The organism is Kitasatospora sp. NPDC008050 (assembly GCF_042957465.1).
Lineage (GTDB): Bacteria > Actinomycetota > Actinomycetes > Streptomycetales > Streptomycetaceae > Kitasatospora.
In genome coordinates, this window is sequence record NZ_JBIBIJ010000001.1 from 383,756 (window position 1) to 408,700 (window position 24,945).

The 24,945-nt window shown below is 71.1% G+C and carries 24 protein-coding genes and 1 riboswitch; of the genes, 11 read left to right on the forward strand and 13 right to left on the reverse strand.

Annotated elements, in window-relative coordinates:
• Window positions 1-209 precede the first annotated feature (209 nt).
• From ACFZB9_RS01600 to ACFZB9_RS01610, 3 genes are all read right to left on the reverse strand, one after another.
• Window positions 210-1,244 (reverse strand): NlpC/P60 family protein, encoded by a 1,035-nt coding sequence (locus ACFZB9_RS01600; protein WP_391442824.1) that lies wholly within the window; start codon window positions 1,242-1,244, stop codon window positions 210-212.
• A 181-nt stretch (window positions 1,245-1,425) separates the two neighbouring features.
• Window positions 1,426-2,940: an NYN domain-containing protein gene (locus tag ACFZB9_RS01605; RefSeq protein WP_391442826.1), complete on the reverse strand. Its 1,515-nt coding sequence runs from the start codon at window positions 2,938-2,940 to the stop codon at window positions 1,426-1,428.
• 143 nt (window positions 2,941-3,083) lie between these two features.
• Window positions 3,084-3,329, reverse strand: a complete 246-nt coding sequence (locus tag ACFZB9_RS01610; RefSeq protein WP_391442828.1) for a hypothetical protein — start codon at window positions 3,327-3,329, stop codon at window positions 3,084-3,086.
• 198 nt (window positions 3,330-3,527) lie between these two features.
• Here ACFZB9_RS01610 and ACFZB9_RS01615 point away from each other — a divergent pair, with 198 nt between their 5' ends.
• Both ACFZB9_RS01615 and ACFZB9_RS01620 read left to right on the forward strand, forming a co-directional pair.
• The gene (locus tag ACFZB9_RS01615; protein ID WP_391442830.1) at window positions 3,528-4,352 is read left to right on the forward strand and encodes a rhomboid family intramembrane serine protease; all 825 of its coding nucleotides are present in this window, start codon (window positions 3,528-3,530) and stop codon (window positions 4,350-4,352) included.
• The gene (locus ACFZB9_RS01620; protein ID WP_327069549.1) at window positions 4,349-4,630 is read left to right on the forward strand and encodes an Lrp/AsnC ligand binding domain-containing protein; all 282 of its coding nucleotides are present in this window, start codon (window positions 4,349-4,351) and stop codon (window positions 4,628-4,630) included. Before ACFZB9_RS01615 ends, ACFZB9_RS01620 begins: the two co-directional genes overlap by 4 nt.
• 9 nt (window positions 4,631-4,639) lie before the next feature.
• On the opposite strand, the gene ACFZB9_RS01625 is transcribed toward ACFZB9_RS01620, so the two are convergent.
• The 3 genes from ACFZB9_RS01625 to ACFZB9_RS01635 all read right to left on the reverse strand — a co-directional run bounded on the left by ACFZB9_RS01625 (window position 4,640) and on the right by ACFZB9_RS01635 (window position 7,946).
• The gene (locus tag ACFZB9_RS01625; RefSeq protein ID WP_391442832.1) at window positions 4,640-6,010 is read right to left on the reverse strand and encodes an aminotransferase class V-fold PLP-dependent enzyme; all 1,371 of its coding nucleotides are present in this window, start codon (window positions 6,008-6,010) and stop codon (window positions 4,640-4,642) included.
• A gap of 50 nt (window positions 6,011-6,060) precedes the next feature.
• Window positions 6,061-6,180, reverse strand: a riboswitch (SAM riboswitch).
• 113 nt (window positions 6,181-6,293) lie between these two features.
• The gene (gene trpD / locus ACFZB9_RS01630; protein ID WP_391442834.1) at window positions 6,294-7,367 is read right to left on the reverse strand and encodes an anthranilate phosphoribosyltransferase; all 1,074 of its coding nucleotides are present in this window, start codon (window positions 7,365-7,367) and stop codon (window positions 6,294-6,296) included.
• 153 nt (window positions 7,368-7,520) lie between these two features.
• Window positions 7,521-7,946: a hypothetical protein gene (locus ACFZB9_RS01635; protein WP_391442836.1), complete on the reverse strand. Its 426-nt coding sequence runs from the start codon at window positions 7,944-7,946 to the stop codon at window positions 7,521-7,523.
• A 466-nt stretch (window positions 7,947-8,412) separates the two neighbouring features.
• Between ACFZB9_RS01635 and ACFZB9_RS01640 the strand changes: the two genes are divergently transcribed.
• From ACFZB9_RS01640 to ACFZB9_RS01660, 5 genes are all read left to right on the forward strand, one after another.
• On the forward strand, window positions 8,413-9,033 hold the full coding sequence (locus ACFZB9_RS01640; RefSeq protein ID WP_327069545.1) for a heme-copper oxidase subunit III: 621 nt from the start codon (window positions 8,413-8,415) through the stop codon (window positions 9,031-9,033).
• 138 nt (window positions 9,034-9,171) lie between these two features.
• Complete coding sequence (locus ACFZB9_RS01645; RefSeq protein WP_327069544.1) at window positions 9,172-9,981, forward strand: c-type cytochrome; 810 nt, start codon at window positions 9,172-9,174, stop codon at window positions 9,979-9,981.
• Between the two features lie 8 nt (window positions 9,982-9,989).
• Window positions 9,990-11,072: a Rieske 2Fe-2S domain-containing protein gene (locus ACFZB9_RS01650; protein WP_391442837.1), complete on the forward strand. Its 1,083-nt coding sequence runs from the start codon at window positions 9,990-9,992 to the stop codon at window positions 11,070-11,072.
• Window positions 11,069-12,724 carry a cytochrome bc complex cytochrome b subunit gene (locus ACFZB9_RS01655; protein ID WP_391442839.1) on the forward strand — a complete coding sequence of 552 codons (1,656 nt, stop codon included), beginning with the start codon at window positions 11,069-11,071 and terminating at the stop codon, window positions 12,722-12,724. Before ACFZB9_RS01650 ends, ACFZB9_RS01655 begins: the two co-directional genes overlap by 4 nt.
• A 128-nt stretch (window positions 12,725-12,852) precedes the next feature.
• Window positions 12,853-13,239, forward strand: coding sequence for a GntR family transcriptional regulator (locus tag ACFZB9_RS01660; RefSeq protein WP_391442841.1), 387 nt, complete (start codon window positions 12,853-12,855; stop codon window positions 13,237-13,239).
• 48 nt (window positions 13,240-13,287) lie between these two features.
• On the opposite strand, the gene ACFZB9_RS01665 is transcribed toward ACFZB9_RS01660, so the two are convergent.
• From ACFZB9_RS01665 to ACFZB9_RS01680, 4 genes are all read right to left on the reverse strand, one after another.
• Window positions 13,288-14,511, reverse strand: a complete 1,224-nt coding sequence (locus ACFZB9_RS01665) for an Ig-like domain-containing protein (protein ID WP_391442843.1) — start codon at window positions 14,509-14,511, stop codon at window positions 13,288-13,290.
• A gap of 280 nt (window positions 14,512-14,791) precedes the next feature.
• Window positions 14,792-15,208 (reverse strand): cytochrome c oxidase subunit 4, encoded by a 417-nt coding sequence (locus tag ACFZB9_RS01670; protein ID WP_391442845.1) that lies wholly within the window; start codon window positions 15,206-15,208, stop codon window positions 14,792-14,794.
• On the reverse strand, window positions 15,208-16,989 hold the full coding sequence (gene ctaD, locus ACFZB9_RS01675) for a cytochrome c oxidase subunit I (RefSeq protein ID WP_391442847.1): 1,782 nt from the start codon (window positions 16,987-16,989) through the stop codon (window positions 15,208-15,210). The genes ACFZB9_RS01670 and ctaD overlap by 1 nt, the downstream gene beginning before the upstream one ends.
• Window positions 16,986-17,840, reverse strand: coding sequence for a cytochrome c oxidase subunit II (locus tag ACFZB9_RS01680; protein ID WP_391442849.1), 855 nt, complete (start codon window positions 17,838-17,840; stop codon window positions 16,986-16,988). The genes ctaD and ACFZB9_RS01680 overlap by 4 nt, the downstream gene beginning before the upstream one ends.
• 351 nt (window positions 17,841-18,191) lie before the next feature.
• Between ACFZB9_RS01680 and ACFZB9_RS01685 the strand changes: the two genes are divergently transcribed.
• On the forward strand, window positions 18,192-19,607 hold the full coding sequence (locus ACFZB9_RS01685) for a cysteine desulfurase/sulfurtransferase TusA family protein (RefSeq protein ID WP_391442851.1): 1,416 nt from the start codon (window positions 18,192-18,194) through the stop codon (window positions 19,605-19,607).
• A gap of 27 nt (window positions 19,608-19,634) precedes the next feature.
• Here ACFZB9_RS01685 and ACFZB9_RS01690 read toward each other — a convergent pair whose 3' ends face one another.
• A complete protein-coding gene (locus tag ACFZB9_RS01690; protein WP_391442853.1) occupies window positions 19,635-20,609 on the reverse strand; it encodes a carbohydrate kinase family protein in 975 nt (324 codons plus the stop codon).
• Window positions 20,610-20,844: 235 nt separating this feature from the next.
• Between ACFZB9_RS01690 and ACFZB9_RS01695 the strand changes: the two genes are divergently transcribed.
• Both ACFZB9_RS01695 and ACFZB9_RS01700 read left to right on the forward strand, forming a co-directional pair.
• Window positions 20,845-21,063 carry a hypothetical protein gene (locus ACFZB9_RS01695; protein ID WP_391442855.1) on the forward strand — a complete coding sequence of 73 codons (219 nt, stop codon included), beginning with the start codon at window positions 20,845-20,847 and terminating at the stop codon, window positions 21,061-21,063.
• Window positions 21,064-21,189: 126 nt separating this feature from the next.
• Complete coding sequence (locus ACFZB9_RS01700; protein WP_391442857.1) at window positions 21,190-21,915, forward strand: hypothetical protein; 726 nt, start codon at window positions 21,190-21,192, stop codon at window positions 21,913-21,915.
• A gap of 80 nt (window positions 21,916-21,995) precedes the next feature.
• Here the strand turns inward: ACFZB9_RS01700 and erpA are convergent, their stop codons facing one another.
• Window positions 21,996-22,349, reverse strand: coding sequence for an iron-sulfur cluster insertion protein ErpA (erpA, locus tag ACFZB9_RS01705; protein ID WP_035850108.1), 354 nt, complete (start codon window positions 22,347-22,349; stop codon window positions 21,996-21,998).
• Between the two features lie 237 nt (window positions 22,350-22,586).
• On the opposite strand from erpA, the gene ACFZB9_RS01710 reads away from it, so the two are divergent.
• Complete coding sequence (locus ACFZB9_RS01710; protein ID WP_391442859.1) at window positions 22,587-23,468, forward strand: GNAT family N-acetyltransferase; 882 nt, start codon at window positions 22,587-22,589, stop codon at window positions 23,466-23,468.
• A gap of 15 nt (window positions 23,469-23,483) precedes the next feature.
• Here ACFZB9_RS01710 and ACFZB9_RS01715 read toward each other — a convergent pair whose 3' ends face one another.
• The gene (locus tag ACFZB9_RS01715; protein ID WP_391442860.1) at window positions 23,484-24,854 is read right to left on the reverse strand and encodes a pyridoxal phosphate-dependent decarboxylase family protein; all 1,371 of its coding nucleotides are present in this window, start codon (window positions 24,852-24,854) and stop codon (window positions 23,484-23,486) included.
• Between the last annotated feature and the right edge of the window lie 91 nt (window positions 24,855-24,945).

A 24,945-nucleotide genomic window follows, 5' to 3' on the forward strand; every position in this document is an offset into this window, starting at 1 on the left:
GATCACCATCGCGGCGGTCTGATGAGCGACCCTAGTAACAACTCTGTGATCCGTTCAAATCCTTGTCAGAAAAACTGCCCAACTTTGACTCTGGGTGCTAAGGAGATCACCCGCGCGTGATCATGCCGGATACAAACAAGTGGCCCCCGTCACACCACACGGGTGACGGGGGCTCAGAGGCAGTCGGCGCGCGCCGGGGCGACGGCGGGTCAGACCCGGCGGATGATGTACGACTCACCCATCGAGTTGGGGTCGGCGATCCGCACCACGTCACCGGTGTGCGGCGCGTGCACCATCTTGCCGCTGCCGATGTACATGCCCACGTGGTGCCGGTCGCCACCGAAGATGATCAGGTCGCCCGGCTGCGCCTGGGACAGGCTCGGCACCGCGGTGCCCACCGTGGCCTGCTCCTGCGAGGTGCGCGGCAGCGAGACGCCGGCCTGCGCGTAGGCCCACTGCATCAGCCCCGAGCAGTCGAAGGTGCTGGAGCCGGTGGCACCCCAGACGTAGGAGTCGCCGAGCCGGCTGAGCGCCGCCTGCACCGCCTGGCCGGCGTAGCCGGCGGCCGGCGGGAGGTCGAGCGAGCCGAGGTCGGTGCGGGCGCTGCCGCGCGAGGCGCGGTCGGCGGCGGCCAGCGAGGCCCGGTCCGCGGCGCTCAGCGAGTTGAGCAGCTTCTGCGCGGCGGCCAGCTTGCTCTGCACATCCGCCTTGGCCTGGTTCAACTGCTGGGTGGCGCCGTCCAGCTGGGCCAGCGTGTCGGAGGCTTCCTTCTTCTCCTGGTCCAGCTTGCGCTGCTCGCCCTGGAGCGACTTGAGCGCGTCCGTCTCGGTGCTGGTCGCCACCTGCATGCTGGACGCCTGGTCCAGGTAGTTCTGCGGGTTGGAGTTGAGCATCAGCTGCACGGTGGGGTCGATCCCGCCGGTGCGGTACTGCTCGCCCGCCACCGTCGCGAGCCCGGACTGCAGTTGGGTCAGCTGGTCCTGCGTGCGGGCCACCTCGTCCTGCAGCTGGGAGGCCTGCTGGCGCAGCTGGTCGCCGCGCTCCTTGGCGCCGTCGTACTTCTCGGCGGCGGCCTCCTGCTGGTTGTTCAGGTCGTCGATCTGCGCCTTGACGTCCTGGATGGACGGCTTGGGGTCTGCCCAGGCCCCGGTCTGCGAGGAGAGCGCGACCGCGGTCGCCGCAGCGGCGGTGAGCACGGTGATCCGCGCGCGGCTCGACTGCTTGGGACGGCGATGGGACGCCAAGGGACCGCTCCTTCTTCTGCCGGCCTCACCCGATCGGATGAGTGACCGGAAAAATAGGTTTGACGCCAGACCCTAGTGAACATCACTTCCCTGCGCCACTCCCCTGCTGTCACGAACTGCCCTCGCCCGCAAGGCCCTCACGCAACATTCACATGATCGGCCTTGACCGACTGACGGCTGATCAGCCGCGGGAGAGACGGTTCAGCAGCAGTACCGAGGCCACCGGGCGCGCACCGGCCTTGCGCACGCCGTCCGCCACCTCGCGGTCCGTCGAGACCACCACCACCGGCCGCCCCTGCGGCTCGGCCCGCACCAACTGGCGGATCAGCTCGTCCGCCGTCTGCCCGGTCCTGCTGAACCGCACCCGGACACCGCGCGGCGGCGCCATGATCACCGGCACGTCCAGGTCCTGCCCGTCGAAGACACAGGTCACCTCGGCCTGGGTGCGCTGGGCGAGCATCGCCAGGCCGCCCAGCAGGCGCAGCCGCTGCTTCTCCAGCGGCAGCGTCGGGTAGCCGGTCTTGGTCACGTTGTAGCCGTCCACCACCAGGTGGACCTGCGGGATGGCCAGCAGCTGGTCCAGCAGCGCCGGATCGTCCTCGGCCAGCCCGCGCCGGGCCACGTCGTGCGGCGAGGCCGAACTCGGCACCACCGCGTCCACCAGGTCCGCCGGGTGCAGCGTGGTGATCGGCAGCGCCAGCTCGCGCTGCAGGCCCTGCGCCGACTGCAGCACCGTGTCGAGCAGCAGCCGCAGCCGCATGTCCTCCACGCTGCGCCCCTCACGGGCCGAGCGGCGGCCGGTCTCCAGCGCGCTCTCCAACTCGGCGACCCGGTGGCGCAGACGCCGGTTCTCGCTCTCGGCCGCCCCGCGCTCGGTACCGGCCGCGGCCGCGGCGGCGGCCAGCTCGGCCTGCAGCTTGCGGGTCTCGGCCTGCGCTCGACGGGTGTCGCTCTCCAGCGTGCGCACCTTCTTGCGCAGCGACTCCACCTCCTTGCGGATGCCCTCGGAGTCCGCGCGCTGACGCTCCAGATCGGCCCGGGCCGCCGCGCGGGTGGCGGCCAGCTCCTCCTGGAGCTTCTCCACCAGCCGGGCCGCCTCCGCCACCGCGTCCTGTGCGCCGGCCCGCTCGGCCTGCTCGCCGGCCTCGGCGACCAGCCTGGTCCAGCCACTGGTGCGCAGCAGGTAGGCCGCGGCCGCCACGTCCAGCGGCTCGGCGGCGCCCGGCACCTGGCCGGTCTCCAGTGCCTTGACCAGGTCGGGCTGCCCCAGCCGCAGCCGGTCCGCTATCCGCAGCCGGAAGACCGGCTCGGCCTCCAGTGCGGCGGCCAGCGCGGTGCCGGCGTACTTGGCCCGCCGGGCGGGGGTGAACTTCGCGTACGGGCGCAGGGTGGGCGGCAGGTCGGTGGGCGGCAGTCCGCCGAGCGCGTCCGCGGCCAGCCCGATCACCCGCCGACGCACACCCTCGGGCAGCGGGCGGTCCAGCTGCTCGGCCGGCCCCGTCTCCACCCCGGGCTCCACCTCCACCCCGGGCGCTGCCTGCGCCCCGGGCTCCGCCGAGGCCACGGCCTCCGGGGCCGGCTCCGGCCGGGCGGCACCGGTTGCCGGCTCGGTGCCGAGGTCGGCCGTCGGCTCCGCCGGTTCGCCGCCAGCGGGCACGGGCCCCTGCGACTCGGCGGCCTGGCTGGCTGCGTCCATCGCGTCCTCGGCTCCGATCCTGTCTGTGCGGCTGCCCCGGCCCTGTGCCGGCACACCCTGACTCACCGCCCGGTGACTCACCGCTCGATGCAATTGTCGCGTGCGCGGCGGTGATTTTTCAGCAGCCCCTGGTGGGGACCGGCTCAGCCCGCGCTCTCGGCGCCCGGGCGGGCCACCAGCTCGACCTGGTCGACCGCGTTGCACCAGCGGCAGCGGATCGACTCCAGGCTCTCGCTGAGCACCTCGCGCTCCTCCACGGTCGCCTCGCCGGCCAGGTCCAGGTGCAGGTACTCGACCACCCTGGAGGACCGGGTCACGTCGAACCGGGTCAGGTTGCCGCAGAGCGTGCAGCGCCAGCGAGTCTCGGCGGTGGGCGCGGGGACGGGCATGAGCTGGGTCCTCTCGGCTGCGGCCTGGTCGGGCCGATGCCCGACCGGGCCTCAAGCCTAGGGCCTGGCCCTGCGGCCGCGGGCACCGGATACCCCTTCCGACCAGCACCGCCGACCCTCGAACGCCCGCACGGGCGGTCACCCGCTCGCCGTACAGCGCGGGTGTCGCCGAGCGCCCGGCGCGGAATGCATCGCCGCATGCCGTTCCCCCGGCCCGCCTGGGCCCAGCACCCCGCCGGCAGTCCGGTCCCGGTCGTCACCTGTCTGCTCATCGCGCTGAACTGCCTGGTCTTCCTGGCCGGCCCCAGCGGCGTCAACCCGCGGTACGGCACCGGCGCGGCCGCCCGGACCTGCGCGGCGCAGCACTACCAGCAGCGCTGGGGCGCGATCCCCGCCGAGCTGCTGAGCAACCGTCCGCTGACCCAGGACCGGCTGGCCACGCTGACCGCGCCGGTGAGCGGCTGCCCGCTGCTGGCCACCCCGCACAAGATCCCGGCGCTCTCCGCGCTCAGCTCGCTCTTCGTCCACGGCGGGTGGCTGCACCTGCTGGGCAACATGCTCTTCCTCTACGTCTTCGGCGCCGATGTCGAGGAGCGGCTGGGCCGAACGCGCTTCCTCCTCTTCTATCTGGCGATCGGCGCACTGGCCGCCTACGGCTACGCGGCCGCCTGCGGGCACGGCACCGAGTCGCTGCGCCCGCTGGTCGGCGCCTCGGGGGCGATCGCCGGGGTGCTCGGCGGCTACCTGCGGCTGTACCCGCGCGCCCGGGTGACCGCCCTGGTCCCGCTGCTCTTCTTCCTGCCGCTGCGCTTCCCGGCCTGGCTGGTGCTCGGCCTCTGGTTCGCCGTCCAGTGGTGGTCGGTGCACCAGGCCGGGCCCGGGGTCGCCTACCTGGCCCATGTGATCGGCTTCAGCGCCGGGTTCCTGGCCTTGTGGGTGGCCGGCAGGCGCGCCGGATACCCTGACCACACGCTCCCCCAGCCTTCCTCCGGGGGGACCCCCAGCCCAGGAGCCCTGCCGTGATCACCGCCATCGTGCTCATCAAGACCAGCGTCGACCGGATCCCCGAGATCGCCGAGGCGATCGCCGCGATCGACGGGGTCAGCGAGGTCTACTCGGTGACCGGCGGCTACGACCTGGTGGCCATGGTGCGGGTGCGCCGGCACGACGATCTGGCCGAGGTGATCCCCGGACGCCTCAACAAGGTGCCCGGGGTCGCGCACACCGAGACCCAGATCGCCTTCCGCACCTACTCGCAGCACGACCTGGAGGCCGCCTTCGCGCTCGGCCTGGACGGCTGACCGCACCGCTCAGCGCCGGGTGTCGGCGACGCAGCGCCCGCCCTCGTTGCGGTAGTTCCAGCGGGCGCCGTCGCTGACCAGCTCGCGCACGGCGGCCAGGAAGCGGTCGATGTGCTCCTCGGGCGTCCCGGCGCCGAAGCTGACCCGGATCGCGTTCAGGCTGCGCTCACCGGGCAGCGAGGGCTCGGGCGCCCCGCACTCGGAGACCGAACCAGGTCCGCCTGCCCCGCCCCCCAGCAGCGTGCGCACCAGCGGGTGCGCACAGAACAGTCCGTCGCGCACCCCGATGCCGTACTCGGCCGACAGCGCCGCCGAGAAGTGCGAGCTGTTCCAGCCCTGCACGACGAAGGAGAGCACGCCGACCCGCGCCGCCTGCGGGCCGAACAGGCTGAGCACCCTGACCTCGGGGATCTCCGCCAGGCCGGCCGTCAGCCGGCCGATCAGGTACTGCTCGCGGGCCTGCAGCGCCTCGAAGCCGGCCTCGGACAGCGCCCGGCAGGCCGCGGCGATGGCGTAGGCGCCGATCACGTTGGGAGAGCCGGCCTCGTGCCGGGCCGGACCCTGGTGCCACTCGACCGCCACCGAGCCGTCCACCTCACGGGCCACCGTACGGCTCGCGCCGCCGCCCGCCAGGTAGGGCTCGGCCGCGTCCAGCCAGTCGCTGCGCCCGGCCAGCACCCCCGCACCGAACGGGGCGTAGAGCTTGTGGCCGGAGAAGGCGACCCAGTCGACGTCCAGCTCGCGCACCGACACCCGGTGGTGCGGGGCCAGCTGTGCGGCGTCCAGCACCACCCGGGCGCCGTGCTGGTGCGCCACCCGGGTCAGCTCGGCCACCGGCCACAGCTCGCCGGTGACGTTGGAGGCGCCGGTGACGCAGAACAGGCGGTGCTCGCCGGCGGTGTCCGCGGCCAGCGCCTCGGCCAGCGCGGCGACGGCCTGCTCGGGCGAGTCCGGGGCGCGCAGGTAGCTGACCGTCAGGCCGGCCTGGCGCCAGGGCAGCAGCGAGGCGTGGTGCTCGGTCTCGAAGGCGAACACCCGGGTGCCGGCCGGCACCGCGCCCGCCAGCAGGTTGAGCGAGTCGGTGGTGGCCCGGGTGAAGACCACCTGGTCGTCCTCGCGCAGGTCCAGGAAGTCCGCGACGGTGCGCCGGCTCTGCTCGAACAGGTCGGTGGAGAGCTGCGAGAGGTACCCGGCGCCGCGGTGCACGCTGCCGTAGTAGGGGGCGTAGGCGGCCACCTCGTCCCAGACCCGCTGCAGCGCGGGCGAGCTGGCGGCGTAGTCGAGCGCGGCGTAGCCCACCTTCTCGCCGGAGACGAGCGGGACCTGGACGTCGGCGCCGAGCACGGCGAGGGGGGCGCAGAGGTCGAGAGAAGCCGGCATGAGGATGCACTCCTTCAGGGTCAGGACCCCGGGAGTGCGAATATGCCGGTGGTCCGCGCTTGCCACACGGACCTGTCGCCGTCTGGCCTGGTCTTCACCCAGGGCACCCCGCCACGGACGGAGGGTTGCCGGACAGCAAGCTGGGGCTTGTCGCGCTGTCACTCATGACCTGACGAAGACTTTAGATCAGCGCTCGAAGCGCGGTCAAACACCGTTCCGACATCTGGACACGCATGAGACCCGCAGGCCAGCGGCCTGCGGGTCTCAAAAAACCGACGATGGGTCAGTGCGCGGTGGCCTCCGCCCAGCGCTTGAGGGTGTGCTGCGCGGCACCCGAGTCGATGGCTGCGGTGGTACGCAGCATCGCCGCGGCCAGCTGCTCGACCAGCGGCGCCTCGGTCAGCTCCAGCGCGACCAGCGCGGCCGCCGCGTTGAGCACCACGGCATCGCGCACCGGCCCCTGCTCGCCGGCCAGCACCCGGCGCGCCACCGCCGCGTTGTACTCGGCGTCCGCCCCGCGCAGCGCCTCGATGCCGACCAGTTCGATGCCCAGCTCGCGCGGGTCGAGGACGGTCTCGGTGACCCGCCCCTCGCGCACCACCCAGACCCGCGAGGTGGCGCAGACGGTCAGCTCGTCGAGCCCGTCGTCACCGCGGAACACCAGTGCGGTCGAGCCGCGCTCGGCCAGCACCCCGGCGATCAGGCCGGCCAGCCGGGTGTCGAAACAGCCGACCGCGTGCGCGGTGACGTGGGCCGGGTTGGTCAGCGGTCCCAGGATGTTGAAGGCGGTGGCCACCCCGAGGTCACGGCGGGCCGGGGCGGCGTGCCGCATCGCCGGGTGGAAGGTGGCCGCGAAGCAGAAGGTGAGGCCGACCTCCTCGGCCACCTCGGCCACCCGCCGGGCGCTCAGGTCCAGCCGGATCCCGAGCCGCTCCAGCACGTCGGAGGAGCCGCTGGCCGACGAGGCCGCCCGGTTGCCGTGCTTGACCACCTTGGCGCCGGCCGCCGCCGCGACGATGGCCGACATGGTGGAGATGTTGACGGTCTTGGCCCGGTCGCCGCCGGTGCCGACGATGTCCACCGCGGGGCCGGGGATGCGCAGCGGCTCGGCGTGCGCGTACATCGCCTCGACCAGACCGGAGACCTCGGCCACCGTCTCGCCCTTGGCCCGCAGCGCCACCACGAACCCGGCCACCTGGGCGGGGCTGGCCTCGCCGCTCATGATCCGGTCCATCGCCCAGGCGGCGTCCGCCTGGCTCAGGTCCTGGCCGGTCAGCAGCGCGTTCAGCAGGTCCGGCCAGGTGCGGACCACCTGCGCGGGGTCCTGACCGCCGTTCGCAGGGTTCACATTCACCATGGCCGACTCCAGCTCGCATCCGGTGCTCGTTACAGGGATGCAGCCAGCCTATCGACCGGCGAAGGGCCGCCGCGGCACCCGCGACGGCCCTTCTCTCCCTCTGGGACACCGGCCGCCCGCTCGGGACGCCCGCTGTCCAGGGGGCGGACTCTCCTAGCGCGCGAGGCTGCGCGCGCCCAGCCGGGCGCGCAGCAGGGTGGCCACCGCCTCGGCCAGCGCCACCGGGTCGACCGGCTGCGAGATCGCCGCGTCCGCCCGGCTCCAGGCCGCCAGCCAGGTGTCCTGCGGGCGGCCGATCAGCACCAGCACCGGCGGGCAGCCGTAGATCTCGTCCTTCACCTGGCGGGCCAGGCCCAGTCCGCCGGCCGGCACCGCCTCGCCGTCGAAGAGGCAGAGGTCCACGCCGCCCTTCTCCAACGCGCGCAGCACGGCGGGGACCGTGGCGCACTCCAGGTACTCGACCTCCGGCAGATCGGCGGCCGGCCGCCGGCCGAGCGCCGAGGTGACCTGCGCGCGGGTGTTGCGGTCATCGCTGTAGACGAGAACGGTGAGCGTCTCGTCACTCGTGTGCGTCGCCATCGACCTGCTCCCATGTGATCCAGACCACGTCCAGTCACCACCGGATGCTACTCCCGATCACCCCCATCGGGGCGCGACTGGCGCGATCTCTTCCGGATCCGGCCCGAGGGCGGCGCCGGCCGGACTCGACCGGGCCGGGCGGCACGCCCGAGTGAGCGGCCCGCCGAGCGGGTGGCAGGCCGTCACCCACCCGGGCGAGACGGCGTCACCCTCGGCGGTACAGTCCACCCGGACGGCCCACAGCGGTACGGCACCGACGCCCCGCTGGTCGTCAGGACACGCGTGGCACCCGGGTGGTCCGGCCCAACGCGCCGTCAGAAAATCACCATCGGCACGACGAAACCCCTCGTCAACCGGCGCGCACCGGGTACGCACCGCCGACGGCGCAGCCATCCGGGCATACCGCACGCACCGGACACTCCGAGGGAGACCCCCCGGCGTGAAGACGGAATAAGGGACCGACATAATGTCGGTCGTGGCGACAGCAACAGCAACAGAAACCGGGCACGCTCATGGATCGGTCAACCGACCGAACATGACCAGTGTCGGAACCATCGTCTGGCTGAGTTCCGAGCTGATGTTCTTCGCGGCCCTCTTCGCGATGTACTTCACGGCTCGATCCGTGAAGGGACCAGACTTCTGGGCCGAGAAGGCGCATGCCCTCAACGTCCCCTTCTCCTCCGTGAACACCACGATCCTGGTGCTCTCCTCGCTCACCTGCCAGCTCGGCGTGTTCGCTGCCGAGCGCGGTGACGTCAAGAAGCTCCGCACGTGGTTCTCGATCACCTTCATGATGGGGGCGATCTTCATCGGGGGTCAGATCTACGAGTACACCAACCTGGTGAAGAAGGACGGCATCTCGCTCTCCTCCGACCCCTACGGTTCGGTGTTCTACCTGACCACCGGCTTCCACGGGCTCCACGTGACGGGCGGTCTGATCGCCTTCCTGCTGGTGCTGGGGCGGACCTACGCCGCCAAGCGGTTCACGCATGAGCAGGCCACCGCAGCGATCGTCGTGTCGTACTACTGGCACTTCGTCGACGTGGTCTGGATCGGCCTCTTCGCGACCATCTACCTGATCAAGTAACCGATCAGGTCGCTGGCCGCCGGCCGGACCCCGCGCCCTCACCGGCTCCGGGTCCTTTGCCCGTGCCCGCCCTTGCCGATGCCTACCGGCACCGGGCCCCTCCACCAGTCGACCAGATCCTGACACCGGGGTTATCTCGTGAAAAAGCTCTCCGCACGACGGCGCCACCCACTGGCGGCGCTGGTCGTCCTACTCTTCGCCCTCGCGGCCATCGGGGGGCTGTACGCCGAGTTCGCGCCCGCCGAGAACGCGCAGGCCGACAGCTCCGCGCAGTCGCTCGCGATCGATGAGGGCAAGCGGCTCTTCGCCGTGGGCTGCTCCTCGTGCCACGGCCTCAACGGCGAGGGCAGCAGCACCGGCCCGAGCCTGGTGGGCGTGGGTTCCGCCGCCGTCGACTTCCAGGTCGGCACCGGCCGGATGCCCGCCCAGCAGCCGGGCGCGCAGATCCCGAAGAAGAAGAACATCTACAGCCAGAGCGACATCGACGCGATGGCCGCCTTCGTCGCCTCCCTGGGCCCCGGCCCGGTGACGCCGACCAAGGACCAGTACACCTCGACCGAGACGGACGCTATCTCCAAGGGTGGCGAGCTGTTCCGGACGAACTGCTCGCAGTGCCACAACTTCGCCGGTGCCGGCGGTGCCCTGACGCAGGGCAAGTTCGCGCCCTCGCTGGAGAACGTCGACCCGAAGCACATCTACGAGGCCATGCAGACCGGCCCGCAGAACATGCCCTCCTTCCCCGACACCACCATGCCGGAGAAGCAGAAGCAGGAGATCGTGGCCTTCGTCCGCTACCAGGCGAACGAGGCGCCCAACCCCGGTGGTCTCTCGCTCGGCAGCCTCGGTCCGGTGACCGAGGGCCTGTTCGGCTGGATCTTCGGTCTCGGTGTCCTGATCGCCATCGCGATCTGGGTCGCCGCTCACACCACCAAGGCCAAGAAGTCATGAGCCACGACATGTCAGACGACAAGCTGCCGCAGGCGCACGGCGCCGGCGAAGGGCACGGCGAAGCCGCCGTTGCCGACAACCCGTTCGCGGACCCGGGGCTGCCGCCCCACGAGCCGCGGCGGACCGACATCGACGAGCGGGCCGCCAAGCGGGCCGAGCGCCAGGTGTCGCTGCTCTTCATCGTCTCGATGCTGGCGACCGTCGGTTTCATCGCCAGCTACGTCAGCATCAACGCCGACCGGATCGTCTACATCTTCCCGCTGGGCCACGTCAGCGCGCTGAACTTCGCGCTCGGCATGACCCTGGGTGTGGCGCTCTTCTGCATCGGCGCGGGCGCGGTCCACTGGGCCCGCACCCTGATGTCGGACGTCGAGCTGCCGGCCGAGCGCCACGCGATCGAGGCCGACGACGAGACCCGCGCGGACGTCATCGAGCAGTTCAAGACCGGCGCCGCCGAGTCCGGCTTCGGCCGCCGCAAGATGATCCGCAACACCCTGATCGGCTCGATGGCCCTGGTCCCGCTCTCCGGCGTGATGCTGCTGCGCGACCTCGGCCCGCTGCCCGAGAAGAAGCTCGACGTCACGGGTTGGAACGAGGCCACGCCGAACACCCCGATCCGGCTGGTCAACATGAACACCAACGAGCCGATGAAGGCCGAAGACATCGTGGTCGGCTCGCTGACGTTCGCCAAGCCCGGCCCGTCCGCGTCCCGTCCGGCCGGTCTGCAGGAGTCCGACGAGGACTTCCAGCAGGCCATCGCCAAGGACGCGCTGATGCTGATCCGCATCCAGCCGAACGACATCAAGGACGCCGACTCGCGCGACCTGGGCTTCGAGGGCGTGCTCGCCTACTCCAAGATCTGCACCCACGTCGGTTGCCCGATCTCGCTGTACGAGCAGCAGACCCACCACGCGCTCTGCCCCTGCCACCAGTCGACCTTCGACCTGTCGGACGGCGCGCGCGTTATCTTCGGCCCGGCCGGGCACCCCCTGCCGCAGCTGAAGATCGTCACCGATGCCTCCGGCTACCTGGTGGCCCCCGGCGGCTTCCAGCACCCCGTCGGTCCGAGCTTCTGGGAGCGCAGCGAATGAGTTCCGCGTCGACCAGCGCGAAGCAGGCCGCACCGGCCAGCACGCGCGACAAGCCCGCCAACAAGGCGGAAGCCGCAGCCGACTGGGTGGACGGCCGGCTCGGGATCTACTCCCTGGCCAAGGCCAACCTGCGGAAGATCTTCCCGGACCACTGGTCCTTCATGCTCGGTGAGATCTGCCTCTACACCTTCGTCATCATCATCCTGACGGGCGTCTACCTGACGCTCTTCTTCAAGCCCAGCATGGGCGAGGTCATCTACAACGGGTCCTACGCCCCGTTGAACGGCATCAAGGTGTCGGAGGCCTACGCCTCCACCCTGGACATCAGCTTCGAGGTCCGCGGCGGTCTGCTGATCCGGCAGATCCACCACTGGGCCGCGATCGTGTTCGTCGCCGCGATGTTCGTGCACATGATGCGCGTCTTCTTCACCGGCGCGTTCCGCAAGCCCCGCGAGATCAACTGGCTGTTCGGCTTCCTGCTGCTCTTCCTGGGCTTCTTCGACGGCTTCCTCGGGTACTCGCTCCCCGACGACCTGCTCTCCGGCACCGGTATCCGGTTCATGGAGGGCGCCATCCTGGCCGTCCCGCTGGTCGGTACCTACATCTCCTTCTTCCTGTTCGGCGGGGAGTTCCCGGGGACCGACATCGTGCCGCGGTTCTTCACGATCCACGTGCTGCTGATCCCGGGCATCATGCTCGGGCTGCTGGTGGCGCACCTGATCCTGGTCTTCTACCACAAGCACACCCAGTGGGCGGGCCCGGGCAAGACCGAGAAGAACGTGGTCGGCATGCCGCTCATGCCGGTCTACATGGCCAAGGCCGGCGGTTTCTTCTTCCTGGTCTTCGGCATCATCGCGGCGATGTCCGCGATCGCCTCGGTCAACCCGGTCTGGGCCTACGGCCCGTACCGTCCGGACCAGGTCTCCACCGACGCCCAGCCCGACTGGTACATGGGCTTCGCCGAGGGTCTGATCCGCGTCATGCCGGGTTGGGAGATCCGGGCCTGGGGTCACACCCTGAACCTGGGCGTCTTCATCCCGCTGATGCTCTTCCCGCTGGTGCTGGCCGCCATCGCCGCCTACCCCTTCATCGAGGGCTGGATCACCGGCGACAAGCGCGAGCACCACATCCTGGACCGCCCGCGCAACGCCCCCGTGCGTACCGCGCTGGGTGCCGCCTGGATCAGCCTCTACCTGGTGCTGCTCTCCGGCGGTGGCAACGACCTGATCGCCACGCACTTCCACCTGTCGCTGAACGACATCACGTACTTCGTGCGGATCGGTTCGTTCGTCGTCCCGGTGGTGGTCTTCTTCGTGACCAAGCGCTGGTGCCTGGGCCTGCAGCGCCGGGACAAGGAGAAGGTGCTGCACGGTCGCGAGACCGGCGTCATCAAGCGGCTGCCGCACGGTGAGTTCATCGAGGTGCACGCCCAGCTCCCGCAGGGCACGCTCCACACGCTCACCTCGCACGAGCAGTACGAGCCGGTCGAGCTGCCGGCCGAGGTCGACGAGAACGGTGTCGCCCGCAAGGTCGGCATGGTGACCAAGACCCGCGCCAAGCTCTCCGAGGGCTACTTCGGCGAGGGCAACCAGATCCCCAAGCCGACTCCCGAGGAGCACAAGGAGATCACCAGCGGCCACGGCCACCACTGATCCCCTGCTCTGACAACGCGTCAGCCACCTGAGGGCCCCGCCCGGCACTGCCGGGCGGGGCCCTTGGCGTGGGGGCGGCACAATGGGTGACGCACCATCAGCCCAGGAGAGCCGAGGAGACCAGCCCCGTGCAGGTGAGCATCGACCACGCCGTCGCCACGCCGCCCTACGAGCAGCTGCGCGCGCAGATCGCCGAGCAGGCCAGGACCGGTGTGCTGCCGGCCGGTCTGCGGCTGCCCACCGTGCGCGCGCTGGCCGAGCAGCTGGGCCTGGCCGCCAACACGGTGGCCCGCGCCTACCGGGAGCTGGAGGCGGACGGCGTGGTGGAGACGCACGGTCGCCGCGGCACCCTGGTGGCCGCCGCCGGGGACACCGCGCACCGGCTGGCCGCCGACGCGGCCGCCGAGTACGCGGCCCGGGCCCACCGCCTGGGCGTCACACGGGACGAGGCCCAGGCGGCCGTGCACGGCGCGCTGGACCTCGTCTACGGGGCGGTGTCGTCCACGGGCCGGTGACCCTGAGGGACATCCCCCTCGGGGAGACCGCCCGTGGACGGCGGCGGCTCAGACCTGCGGGCGCAGGGTGGCCGCCGCCCGCGGGACCGGGGGCGTCGCCACGGTGTTCAGCGGCCGGCCCATCGCGCTGCCCTTCAGCCAGTCCTCCCAGCTGAGGTTCCAGTCGCCGAAGCCGTTGCCGAACGGCTCCATGTCGTGGCCCCTGCTGTTGATCACCTCGACGATGTCGCCCACCCGGACCTCGTTGTAGAACCACCGGGCGTTGTCGGTGCTCATGCCGGTGCAGCCGTGGCTGACGTTCTCCACACCCTGCGAGGCCACCGACCAGGGCGCCGCGTGCACGTACTCACCGCTCCAGGTCACCCGGGTGGCCCACTCGACCTTGAGGTCGTAGGCCTCGCTGCTGCCCTTGGCGATGCCGATGGTCTCGCTGCTCATCTGCACCTCGCGCTCCTGGCCGAGCACCACCTTGATGCCGTTGCGGGTGTCGAAGCCCGGCTTGCCGGTGGTCACCGGCATGGTGTTGACCACCTCGCCGTTGCGCTTGAAGGTGAGCTCGTCGCTGGCCGCGTCGACCACCGCCTCCACCCGGTCGCCGGTGCTGAACGAGACGGCGGCGGTGGGGCCGCCGTACAGCCCGCCGTCGATCTGCTGGCCGTCGGCGTCATAGGTCAGCTTGACCTTGGTGTTGGCCGGCCAGTAGTCCTTCGGCCGGAAGTGCAAGTTCTTGCTGTCGACCCAGTACCAGCCGCCGGTCACCGCCGGGTCGGAGACCACGGTCAGCGCGCTCTCCACCTTCCGCCGGGCGGCCGGGTCCTTGACCTCCTCGGAGAGCTTCACGGTGAGCGGCTCGCCGACGCCGTAGACGTCCCGGCCGAGGTCGGGGCCGAGCGTCGCGTTGAGCAGCCGGTCGGCGGCCTTGGTGGTGAAGTCCTGGGTGGTCTCGCCGCGGCCGCCGTCCGCGTCCACGGCGGCGATCCGCGCCGTGTAGTGGGTGGCGGGCGCCAGCGGGGTGGCGCTGTGCCAGGCGCGTCCGTCAGGGTCCAGCGCCCCGGCCAGCACGCGCCCGTCCGGGCCGCTGAGCGTGACGTCGGTGACCTTGTCCCCGCTGTCCGCACTGACCGTGAACGGTTTGCCCGGCTCGGCGCCCGCCCCGGCCGAGCTGTGGACCAGCTGGGCGGCGTCGACCACCCGTGGCGGGCCGCCGCCGGTCGCCGAGCCGCCGCCCGAGCAGGCCGCGAGCGGGCCGAGCACCAGGGGGGTGACAGCCAACAACCAGAGGGTCGCCCGGCCAGCGAACCTGACCTTCGGGCTGTGCCCCCCTACCGCACATCTGCCGGCCACCGGAGCCTCCTGGGGTTCGGATGATGCATCAGATGGTAGGAACATCACCGCACCTGAACGGCCCGCCCGCACCCCACTGAGCCCGCGCGGGTGACGGCAGCACCCGCCCGGACCAACAGAAGAGGCGCCCGGTCACCGCGGGGACGAAAACACGGCGGGCCCCCTCCGAGGGAGGGGGCCCGCCGTGCGCTTGCCGAGAAGGTGGAACCTACTGGTTCTGGTTCTCGCCGCGGTAGAACTCGAAGACCCAGCCGAACAGGCCGATCACGATCATCGGAGCGGCCCAGAACATCAGCCACCAGCCGAAGATGACGCCGCAGAACGCGAGCGCGCCACCGATGGCCAGCGACAGCGGCTGCCAGCTGTGCGGGGCGAAGAAGCCCATCTCACCGGCGTCGTCCGAGACCTCGGCCTCGGGGTTGTCACCGGCGCCCAGGTCCACCCGGCGGGCGGTGAAGCCCAGGTAGAAGGCGATGAAGGCGCACAGGCCGAAGGCCAGGAAGAGCGCGGTGGTACCGGCGGCCTCCGTGCCGTGGGAGCTGTGCGTGGTCCACAGGCCGTAGGTCACGGCCATGACCAGGATGAAGGCGGCGAAGCCCGCGAAGATCTTGCCCTGCTCCTTCATCAGGCGTCGCCCTCCTTCTTGCCCTTGCTCAGCTGCGGGTTGTCGTACTCGGCCGGGACGACGCCCTCCAGGTGCTTGGCCAGGTGGCCGTGCAGCTCCAGGTAGTCCAGCGCGGCGATGTCCGGGTGGTGCAGGTCGAACGCCGGGGATTCGGAACGGATCCGCGGCAGGGTGAGGAAGTTGTGCCGCGGCGGCGGGCAGGAGGTGGCCCACTCCAGCGAGCGGCCGTAGCCCCACGGGTCGTCGACGTCGACCTTCTCGCCGTACTTGGCGGTCTTCCAGACGTTGTAGAGGAACGGCAGGATCGACATGCCCAGCAGGAACGAGCCGATGGACGAGACGACGTTCAGCGTGGTGAAGCCGTCCGACGCCAGGTAGGTGGCGTAGCGACGCGGCATACCCTCGGCACCCAGCCAGTGCTGCACCAGGAAGGTGGTGTGGAAGCCGATGAACAGCGTCCAGAAGGTGATCTTGCCGAGGCGCTCGTCCAGCATCTTGCCGGTCATCTTCGGCCACCAGAAGTGGAAGCCGGCGAACATCGCGAAGACGACGGTGCCGAAGACCACGTAGTGGAAGTGGGCGACGACGAAGTACGAGTCCGAGACGTGGAAGTCGATCGGCGGGGAGGCGAGCAGCACACCGGTCAGACCACCGAAGAGGAAGGTGACCAGGAAGCCGACCGTCCAGAGCATCGGGGTCTCGAAGCTCAGCGAGCCCTTCCACATGGTGCCGACCCAGTTGAAGAACTTCACACCGGTGGGGACCGCGATCAGGAAGGTCATGAAGGAGAAGAACGGCAGCAGGACCTGCCCGGTGACGTACATGTGGTGGGCCCACACCGTCACGGAGAGACCGGCGATACCGATGGTGGCCGCGATCAGACCCGAGTAGCCGAACATCGGCTTGCGGGAGAAGACCGGGATGATCTCCGAGATGATGCCGAAGAACGGCAGCGCGATGATGTACACCTCTGGGTGGCCGAAGAACCAGAAGAGGTGTTGCCAGAGCAGTGCTCCACCGTTGTTCGGATCGAAGATATGCGCCCCGAATTTACGGTCCACCTCCAGCGCGAAGAGCGCGGCGGCGAGCACCGGGAAGGCCAGCAGCACCAGCACCGAGGTGAGCAGGACGTTCCACACGAAGATGGACATCCGGAACATCGTCATGCCAGGGGCGCGCATGCAGATGACGGTGGTGATGAAGTTGACCGCACCGAGGATCGTGCCGAAGCCGGAGAAGGCCAGACCCATGATCCACATGTCGGCGCCGACGCCCGGCGAGCGGACCGCGTCCGACAGCGGCGAGTAGGCGAACCAGCCGAAGTCGGCCGCGCCCTGCGGGGTGAGGAAGCCACCGACCGCGATGGTCGAGCCGAACAGGTACAGCCAGTAGGCGAACATGTTCAGTCGCGGGAAGGCGACGTCCGGTGCGCCGATCTGCAGCGGCATGATCCAGTTGGTGAAACCGGCGAACAGCGGCGTCGCGAACATCAGCAGCATGATCGTGCCGTGCATCGTGAACGCCTGGTTGAACTGCTCGTTCGACAGGATCTTGCCGTCCGGCTGCGCCAGCTGGGCGCGCATGACGAGCGCCAGGATGCCACCGATCAGGAAGAACGCGAACGAGGTACCGAGGTACAGCGTCCCGATCGTCTTGTGGTCGGTGGTGGTCAGCCACTTGATGATGGTGGCGCCCGGCTTGCGGGTGCGCGGGGCCGCGTCGGCCCTGGCGGTGCCCCCAGGTGCCCCGCCGGCCGCGGCGGGTTCGTTGAGGATCGTCACTTCGTTTCACTTCCCATGCTCGTGATGCCCGAAGGCACCGCGCCGGCCTGGCCGCTGGCCCGCAGCTGCTGCAGGTGGTTCACGTAGTCGTCGTGACTGACGACCTTCACCTTGAAGAGCATCCGGGAGTGGTCCACACCGCAGAGTTCCGCACACTTGCCGTCGTACTCGCCGATGACCGTGGGCGTGACCTCGAACTTGTTCACCACGCCCGGCACGACGTCCATCTTCATCATGAAGTTGACGGGCCAGAAGTCGTGGATCACGTCACGGGAGGTCAACCGGAACTGGACCGACTCGTCGACCGGCAGCCACAGCGTGGGGATCTGGCTGGGGGTGCCCACGTCGTACGCGGCGGTCTGGCTATTCGGGTCCGGGTTCTCGGTGTTCTCGTAGTTGAACGCCCAGCTCCACTGGAAGCCCACCACGTTGACGAAGTGCTGCGGCTTGGCGGAGACCTCGGTCAGCTTCGCCTCGTCGCGCGCGACGAAGTAGAAGAGGACCGAGACGATGACGATGGGGACCGCGGTGTAGAGCGCCTCGATGGGCACGTTGTACCGGGTCTGCGGAGGGATCTCGATGCCGGTGCGGCTGCGGCGGTGGAAGATCACACTCCAGATGATCAGACCCCACATCAGTACGCCGACCACCAGCGCCGCGATCCAGGACCCCTGCCACATCTGAAGGACAAGATGTCCAGTCGTGGTCACAGGGCTGGGGAGGCCAAGCCTGGGCAGGTCATTGGCCGAGCAGCCGGTAGCGGTCGCGATGACGAGGCCCAGTGCCAGCGCCTGAGGCAGCTTCCGCCGCATCGTGCGCCGCGGCGAGCGGTCGGAGCCGTTGGGACTCACGTAGCGCCTTCCCGAAGTCTCGCCCGCGATCGCGCCGCCCCCGGGAGTACTGTGAGGCTCCCCGGCGACCCGTCCACGGGCACGGTTTGAATGCTTATGCGGGCCAAACCCTACTCCAGCCTTATGCGCACCTGACGAGCAGGTCCCGGTAACGCGCCGCCCCGCTACCCGATCAGCCCCGATAGGCGTGGACTCGCAGGTCATGGTGGACTTTCGGGCCCCGTACACCCGATCGGGGGATGGCCATGCGACGACCGGGTGACGGTCCGTCGGGAGCGGACGAAGCGGACAAAATGCCGCGCTGCGGGGTGATCGGCTGACGGGGTGTGAGGCCCCGGTACGGTGTCGGGCATGCCGTCGACCGAGCCCCTGTATTTCGATGTGGCCTCCACCGCCCCGCTGCACCCCGTGGCCCGGCAGGCACTGGCCGCCGCGCTGGACGAGGGCTGGGGCGATCCGGCCCGGCTCCACCGCTCCGGCCGGCAGGCCCGACTGCTGCTGGACGCCGCCCGGGAGACGGTGGCCGAGCTGATCGGCGCCCGCCCCGACGAGGTCTCCTTCACCAGCAGCGGGACCCAGGCGGTGCAGTTGGGCATGCTCGGCGCGCTGCGCGGGCGGCGCCGGACGGGCCGTCACCTGGTGCACTCGGCGGTGGAGCACTCCAGCGTGCTGCACACCGCCGAATCGCACCTGGCCGAGGGCGGCGAGGTTTCGGTGGTCCCGGTGGACCGCGGCGGGCGGGCGGGCGCCGATCGGTTCGCCGCCGCGGTGCGGCCGGACACCGCGCTGGCGGTGCTGCAGTCGGCCAATCACGAGGTCGGCACGGTGCAGCCGGTGGCCGAGGTGGCCGAACTGCTCCGCGGGACGCCGGGCGGGGTGCCGCTGCTGGTGGACGCCGCGCAGAGCATCGGGCGGCTGCCGGCACCCGCGGGCTGGTCGCTGCTGACGGCCAGTGCGCACAAGTGGGGCGGGCCGGCCGGGGTCGGGGTGCTCGCCGTGCGCAAGGGCGTCAGGTTCAACTCCGCGCTGCCCGCCGACGAGCGCGAGGGCGGCCGGGTGCCGGGCTACGTCAACGTGCCGGCCATCGTGGCGGCCGCCGCGGCGCTGCGCGCGGTGCGGGCCGAGGCCGCGGCCGAGAACGCCCGGCTGCACGCGCTGGTGGAGCGGATCAGGTCCCGGGTGCCGCAGCTGGTGCCGGAGGTCGAGGTGGTCGGCGATCCGGTGCTCCGGCTGCCGCACCTGGTCACCTTCTCCTGCCTCTACGTGGACGGCGAGGTGCTGCTGACCGAGCTGGACCGGGCCGGCATCGCGGTCTCCTCGGGCTCCTCCTGCACCTCCAGCACCTTGACCCCCAGTCACGTGCTGGCCGCGATGGGCGTGCTGACCGAGGGCAACGTGCGCCTCTCGCTGCCGACCGGGACGACCGAGGCCCAGGTGGACCGCTTCCTCACGGTGCTGCCCGAGGTGGTGGCCGCCGTACGGGCGCCGCTGGGGCTGGAGCTGGCGGCGCCGGCCGCCGACGCGCCCGCGGAGCTGGTCATCGACGCGCTGGGCAAGCGCTGCCCACTGCCGGTGATCGAGCTGGCCAAGCGGATCGGCGAGGTGCCGCCCGGCGGCCTGGTGGTGGTGCTCGCCGACGACGAGGCCGCCCGACTCGACATCCCCGCCTGGTGCGAGATGCGCGAACAGACCTACGAAGGCGAAGCCCCGGCCAGCGCCTACGGGGCGGACCGGGGCTTCGCCTATCGGGTGCGGCGGGTCGGCTGACCCGCCGCCGCCCGGGTGTCCAGGGCCTCAGGCGAGCTTGGCGCGCACCTCGGCCGCGGCCGACTCGCCGTAGGCGGCGGCGAAACGCTCCAGGAAGTGGCCGGTGCGCAGCTCGTACTCCTGGGTGCCGATGGTCTCGATCACCAGGGTGGCCAGCGCGCAGCCGATCTGGGCGGCCCGCTCCAGGCCCAGGTCCCAGGACAGGCCCGCCAGGAAGCCGGCCCGGAAGCCGTCGCCGACGCCGGTCGGGTCGGCCTTCTTCAGCTCGGGGACGCACCCCACGGTCAGCGACGGCTCGCCCTTGCGGTCGATCCGCACGCCCTTGCTGCCCAGCGTGGTGACCCGGATGCCGACCCGGTCCAGCACCTCGGCGGCCGACCAGCCGGTCTTCGACTCGATCAGGCCGGCCTCGTACTCGTTGGTGAACAGGTAGGCGGCGCCGTCCACGATCTCGCGGATGTCGTCACCGTCCAGCCGGGCCAGCTGCTGCGAGGGGTCGGCGGCGAAGGCGTAGCCGCGGGTGCGGCACTCCTGGGTGTGGCGGACCATCGCCTGCGGGTCGTCCGCGCCGATCAGCACCAGGTCCAGGCCGCCGACCCGGTCCGCCGTCGGCTTCAGCTCGATGTTGCGGGCCTCGGCCATCGCGCCGGTGTAGAACGAGGCGATCTGGTTGTGGTCCTCGTCCGTGGTGCACATGAAACGGGCGGTGTGCCGCGTCTGCGAGATGTGCACCGACTCGGTGTCCACGTTGTGCCGCTCAAGCCAGGACCGGTACTCCTCGAAGTCCGCGCCGGCCGCGCCCACCAGCACCGGGCGCAGTCCGAGCACGCCCATGCCGAAGGTGATGTTCGGGGCGACCCCGCCGCGACGGATGTCCAGCGTGTCGACCAGGAAGGAGAGCGATACCGCGTGCAGACGGTCGGCGACCAGCTGATCCGTGATTCGACCCGGGAAGGTCATCAGATGGTCGGTGGCGATCGAACCGGCGACGGCGATGCGCACGACTGGGCTCCTCGGTAAGGGGGCAGCAGGTGAACCCCCATACGGTACCCGGCGGTGGCACGGTCAAAGGTCGTAATGGCCACTCTCCCGTCCGAGGGACTACCTGTGGGTAGGTATGGCCCGATTCGCGCCGGCGGCCTAGGGTCGCGAGCGTGAGGCTGGTCATAGCCTCCCGGCCGCGCGCGACCGGGCCGCGGCCGCGATTCGGTGCACCCCTGTGGATCGGAAGTCACGGATGTTGCCCAGCCACTCCCCCGTCCAGCTCCCTGGTGTCCTCCTCGGCGAGGCGGACACCGACACCCTCGACGCGCTGGTGGACTCCTCCCGCCGGCTCGGCACCTTCTGGCCGCTGCTGGCCGGCGGCGACCAGCCCGGCAACGCGCCGAGCGGCCCGATCACGGTGCCCGCCCGCACCCGCGCGCTGGTCGCGGGGATGGCCGAGTACGGGGTCTGAGCCGCTCGCCCACCCGTCCTGACCGGTCCGCGTCATCACGTGGGAACCGGATCCCGCCGTGCCACGTCACATCCGCGCAGCCATCGCTGCCGTAGGGATCCGCAGACCTCTGGAGGACGTCGCACCATGGACGAGAACACCACCGCCGAGCAGCTCCACCACCGCGCGGCGCCCCGCTCGAACGGGCCGCTCGGGCGTCGGCGGCGGACTCTGGCAGCCGCCGCTCTGCTGCTCTCGCTCGCCGCGACGGTCAGTGCCTGCAACAGCGACGGCAGCACCAAGAACACCGCCGCCAGCAGCAGCGCCGGCTCGTCGGCGACCGGTTCGCCCAGCAGCTCCGCCGGCGCCTCCCCCTCCCCCAGCGGCTCGGCCGGCACCAGTGCGACCCCGGCGCCCGGTTCGGCCCAGCCCAGCGCCCCCGCCGGCGGCGGGACGAGCAGCGCGCCCATCAAGCCGGCGCCGAGCTCCCCGGCCCCCGGTCAGAGCCAGCCGACCGCCCCGAGCGGCGCCACCCCGCCGGCCACCACCCCCCTGCCGGTGGACCCGCAGGCGCAGCTGAAGCCGGCCAACTACCTGACCAAGGGCAACCAGCTGACGGTCTTCTTCTTCGGCGGGGTCTGCGACAAGTACGGCCTGAAGGCGGACGAGAGCAAGGCCGGCCAGGTCACCGTGCAGGTGGTGATCACCCAGAAGCCGCCGGCCGGGCAGATCTGCCCGGACCTGGTCAAGCAGCAGTCGGTGACCACCGACCTCGCCCAGCCGCTGCAGGGCCGCAAGGTGGTCTCCGCCACCGGGGCGGACGTGCCGCTGGAGTCGGTGCCCAACGGCGGCCCGGTCAGCGCCGGCAACTGACCGCGGCGGCCCACCGGCCCGGACACGACGACGGCGGCGGCCCCGGAGGATTCCGGGGCCGCCGCCGTCGTCGACAAGCCTTAGCTGAACGAGTCGCCGCAGGCGCAGGAGCCGGTGGCGTTCGGGTTGTCGATGGTGAAACCCTGCTTCTCGATCGTGTCCACGAAGTCCACCGTGGCACCGCCGAGGTAGGGCGCGCTCATCCGGTCGGTGACGACCTTGACGCCGTTGAAGTCCTTGACGACGTCGCCGTCGAGCGAGCGCTCATCGAAGAAGAGCTGGTACCGCAGGCCGGAGCAGCCACCGGGCTGCACGGCGACGCGGAGCGCGAGGTCGTCGCGGCCTTCCTGATCCAGCAGGCCCTTCACCTTGGCCGCAGCGGCATCGGTAAGGAGCAGACCACTCTCGACGGTGGTCTCGTCCTGGACGGTCATCTGCTTACTCCCGGTCTATGACGACATACTGCCGCCAGTGCCAACCAGCGGCCGCCCGGATTGATTCCGGGCAGTGGATCCGATCACGCGGACGGTGATCCGTGCTCCGTCCATCCATGCTCGCACACCGCGCCCGCGGCGGTCACCGATCGCTCGGCCGCGCGAAACCCGGACCGTGCTGGTCGGGATGGCCGGAAGCGGCCCCGGACACCCGCCGCGAACCAGGAAGATGGACGGATGATCCTGCGTCAGATCCGCGACACCCGCGCGGACGCCGAGACCGTCCGACTGATCGCGACCGAGGCCTTCGCCGCGCTGCGCGGCGTCGCGGGAGCCGCGGCCGGGCGGCTGCCGACCCTGGCCGAGATCACCCTGCACCAGGCCCGGACCAGGCACCTGGCCGAGACCGACCCGCAGGGCTGCTGGCTGGCCGAGCAGGACGGGCGGGCGATCGGCTTCGCGCTCTCGATGCGCCGCGAGGGCATCTGGATCCTCGCGCTGACCGCGGTGCTGCCCGAGTACCAGGGCAAGGGGGTGGGCCGGCTGCTGCTGGAACGGGCCGCCGAGCACGGCCGGGCCTGCCTGCGCGGCATGATCACCGTCTCCGGCGACCCGGCCGCCGCCCGCCGCTACCGCAAGGCCGGCTTCAGCCTGCACCCGACCATGCGGCTGACCGGCCCGGTGGACCGGGCGGGCCTGCTGGACGCCGGCAGCATCCCGGTGCACCCGGGCAACGCGACCCACCGGGAACTGCTGGACTCGATCGACCGCCGGCTGCGCGGCGCGGCCCACGGCCCGGACCACCAGCTGATGCTCGCGCACTACGACGAACTGCTGGTCGCCGACACCGTGTTCGGCAGCGGCTACTGCTACCGGCTGGGCGGCAGCGTCAAACTGCTGGCGGCCACGTCCAAGCGGCTGGCGGTGCGGCTGCTGCGCGAGGCGCTGGCCCGGGTGCCCGAGGACACCGAGGCCACGGTGGGATTCCTCACCGCCGAGCAGGAGTGGGCGGTGGACGTCGGTCTGGAGCTGGGGCTGAGCCTGACGAACCGCGGCTACCTCGCGCTGCGCGGGATGCGGCCACCGGTGCCCTACCTGCCCGGCGGGGCCTTCCTCTGAGTGTGGGGCCCGGTGCTAGGCCATCGTGTCGAGGATCTCCTGGACCATCTCCATGGTGGTGCCCGGGTGCAGGAAGGCGAACCGGGCGACCGTCTCGCCGTCCCAGCCGGTCGGGGTGACGAAGCCGATCTGGTCCGCGAGCAGCTGGTGCGACCAGGTGTAGTAGTCCTGCTCGGTCCAGCCGGTGCGGCGGAAGCAGACGGCGGACAGCTGCGGGTCGTGCAGCAGTTCCAGGTGCTCGGTGCGGCGAATCGTTTCCGCAGTCTCCCGGGCCAGGGTGAGGCCGGCCTCGATCGCGTCGGTGTAGGCCTGGGTGCCGTGCACCGCGAGCGAGAACCAGAGCGGCAGGCCGCGGGCCCGGCGGGTCAGGTGGTAGGCGTAGTCGGTGGGGTTCCACTCGTCGCCCTCGTGGTGCAGCACGTCCAGGTAGCCGGCGTCCTGGGTGTGCACGGCCTTGGCCAGCCGCGGCTCGCGGTAGATCAGCGCGGCACAGTCGAAGGGCGCGAAGAGCCACTTGTGCGGGTCGACCACGAAGGAGTCGGCGTGCTCGATGCCGTTGTAGCGCTCGCGCACCGAGGGGGCGAACAGGCCCGCGCCGCCGTAGGCGCCGTCCACGTGGAACCACAGGCCCCGCTCGCGGGTGACCTCGGACAGGCCCTGCAGGTCGTCGATGATGCCCTCGTTGGTGGTGCCGGCGGTGCCGACCACCGCGATCACCGTCTCCGGGTTCGGGTCGGCCGCCAGGGCGGCGCGCAGCGCCTCGCCGGTGAAGCGGCGGTCCACGGTGGGGACCTTGAAGGCCTCGACGCCGATGATGTTGAAGGTGTTCTTGACCGAGGAGTGCACCTGGTCGGCCACGGCGACCCGCAGCCGGGCCTCCGGACCCACCCCCAGCCTGCGGCGGGCCGCGTCGCGGGCCACCACCAGGGCGGAGAGGTTGCCTGCCGAGCCGCCCGAGACGAAGGTGCCGCCGGCCGTCAGCGGCAGCCCGGCCCGGTCGGCTATCAGGCGCAGCACCTGGTTCTCGGCGGCGATCGCGCCGGCCGCCTCCAGCCAGGAGATGCCCTGCAGCGAGGCGCAGGAGACCACCATGTCGAAGAGCAGTGCGGCCTTGGTCGGCGCGCACGGGATGAAGGAGAGGTAGCGCGGGCTGTCGGCCGAGATCACCGCGCGGGACAGCTCGTGGTCGTAGAGCTTGAGCACGTCGGCGGGGGCGTTGCCCCGCTCGTTCAGCAGGCCGGCCAGGTGGGCCCGGAGCTGCTCGCCGTCGCCGGGGTGGTCCAGCGGCACCGGGTCGTACTGCAGGCGCTCGCGCATGTAGCCGAAGACCAGGTCGACCAGGTCGTTGTCGGGCTGGTGCATGCGGTGCGGGACGGCTGCGGACACGGGGTGCTCCTCGGGGCTCTGACACGGCTCTGATCTTCGGCTCAGATCTGAAGATCAGCCTAGGCAGCGGGACGGATCGTCCGCGCGTCCG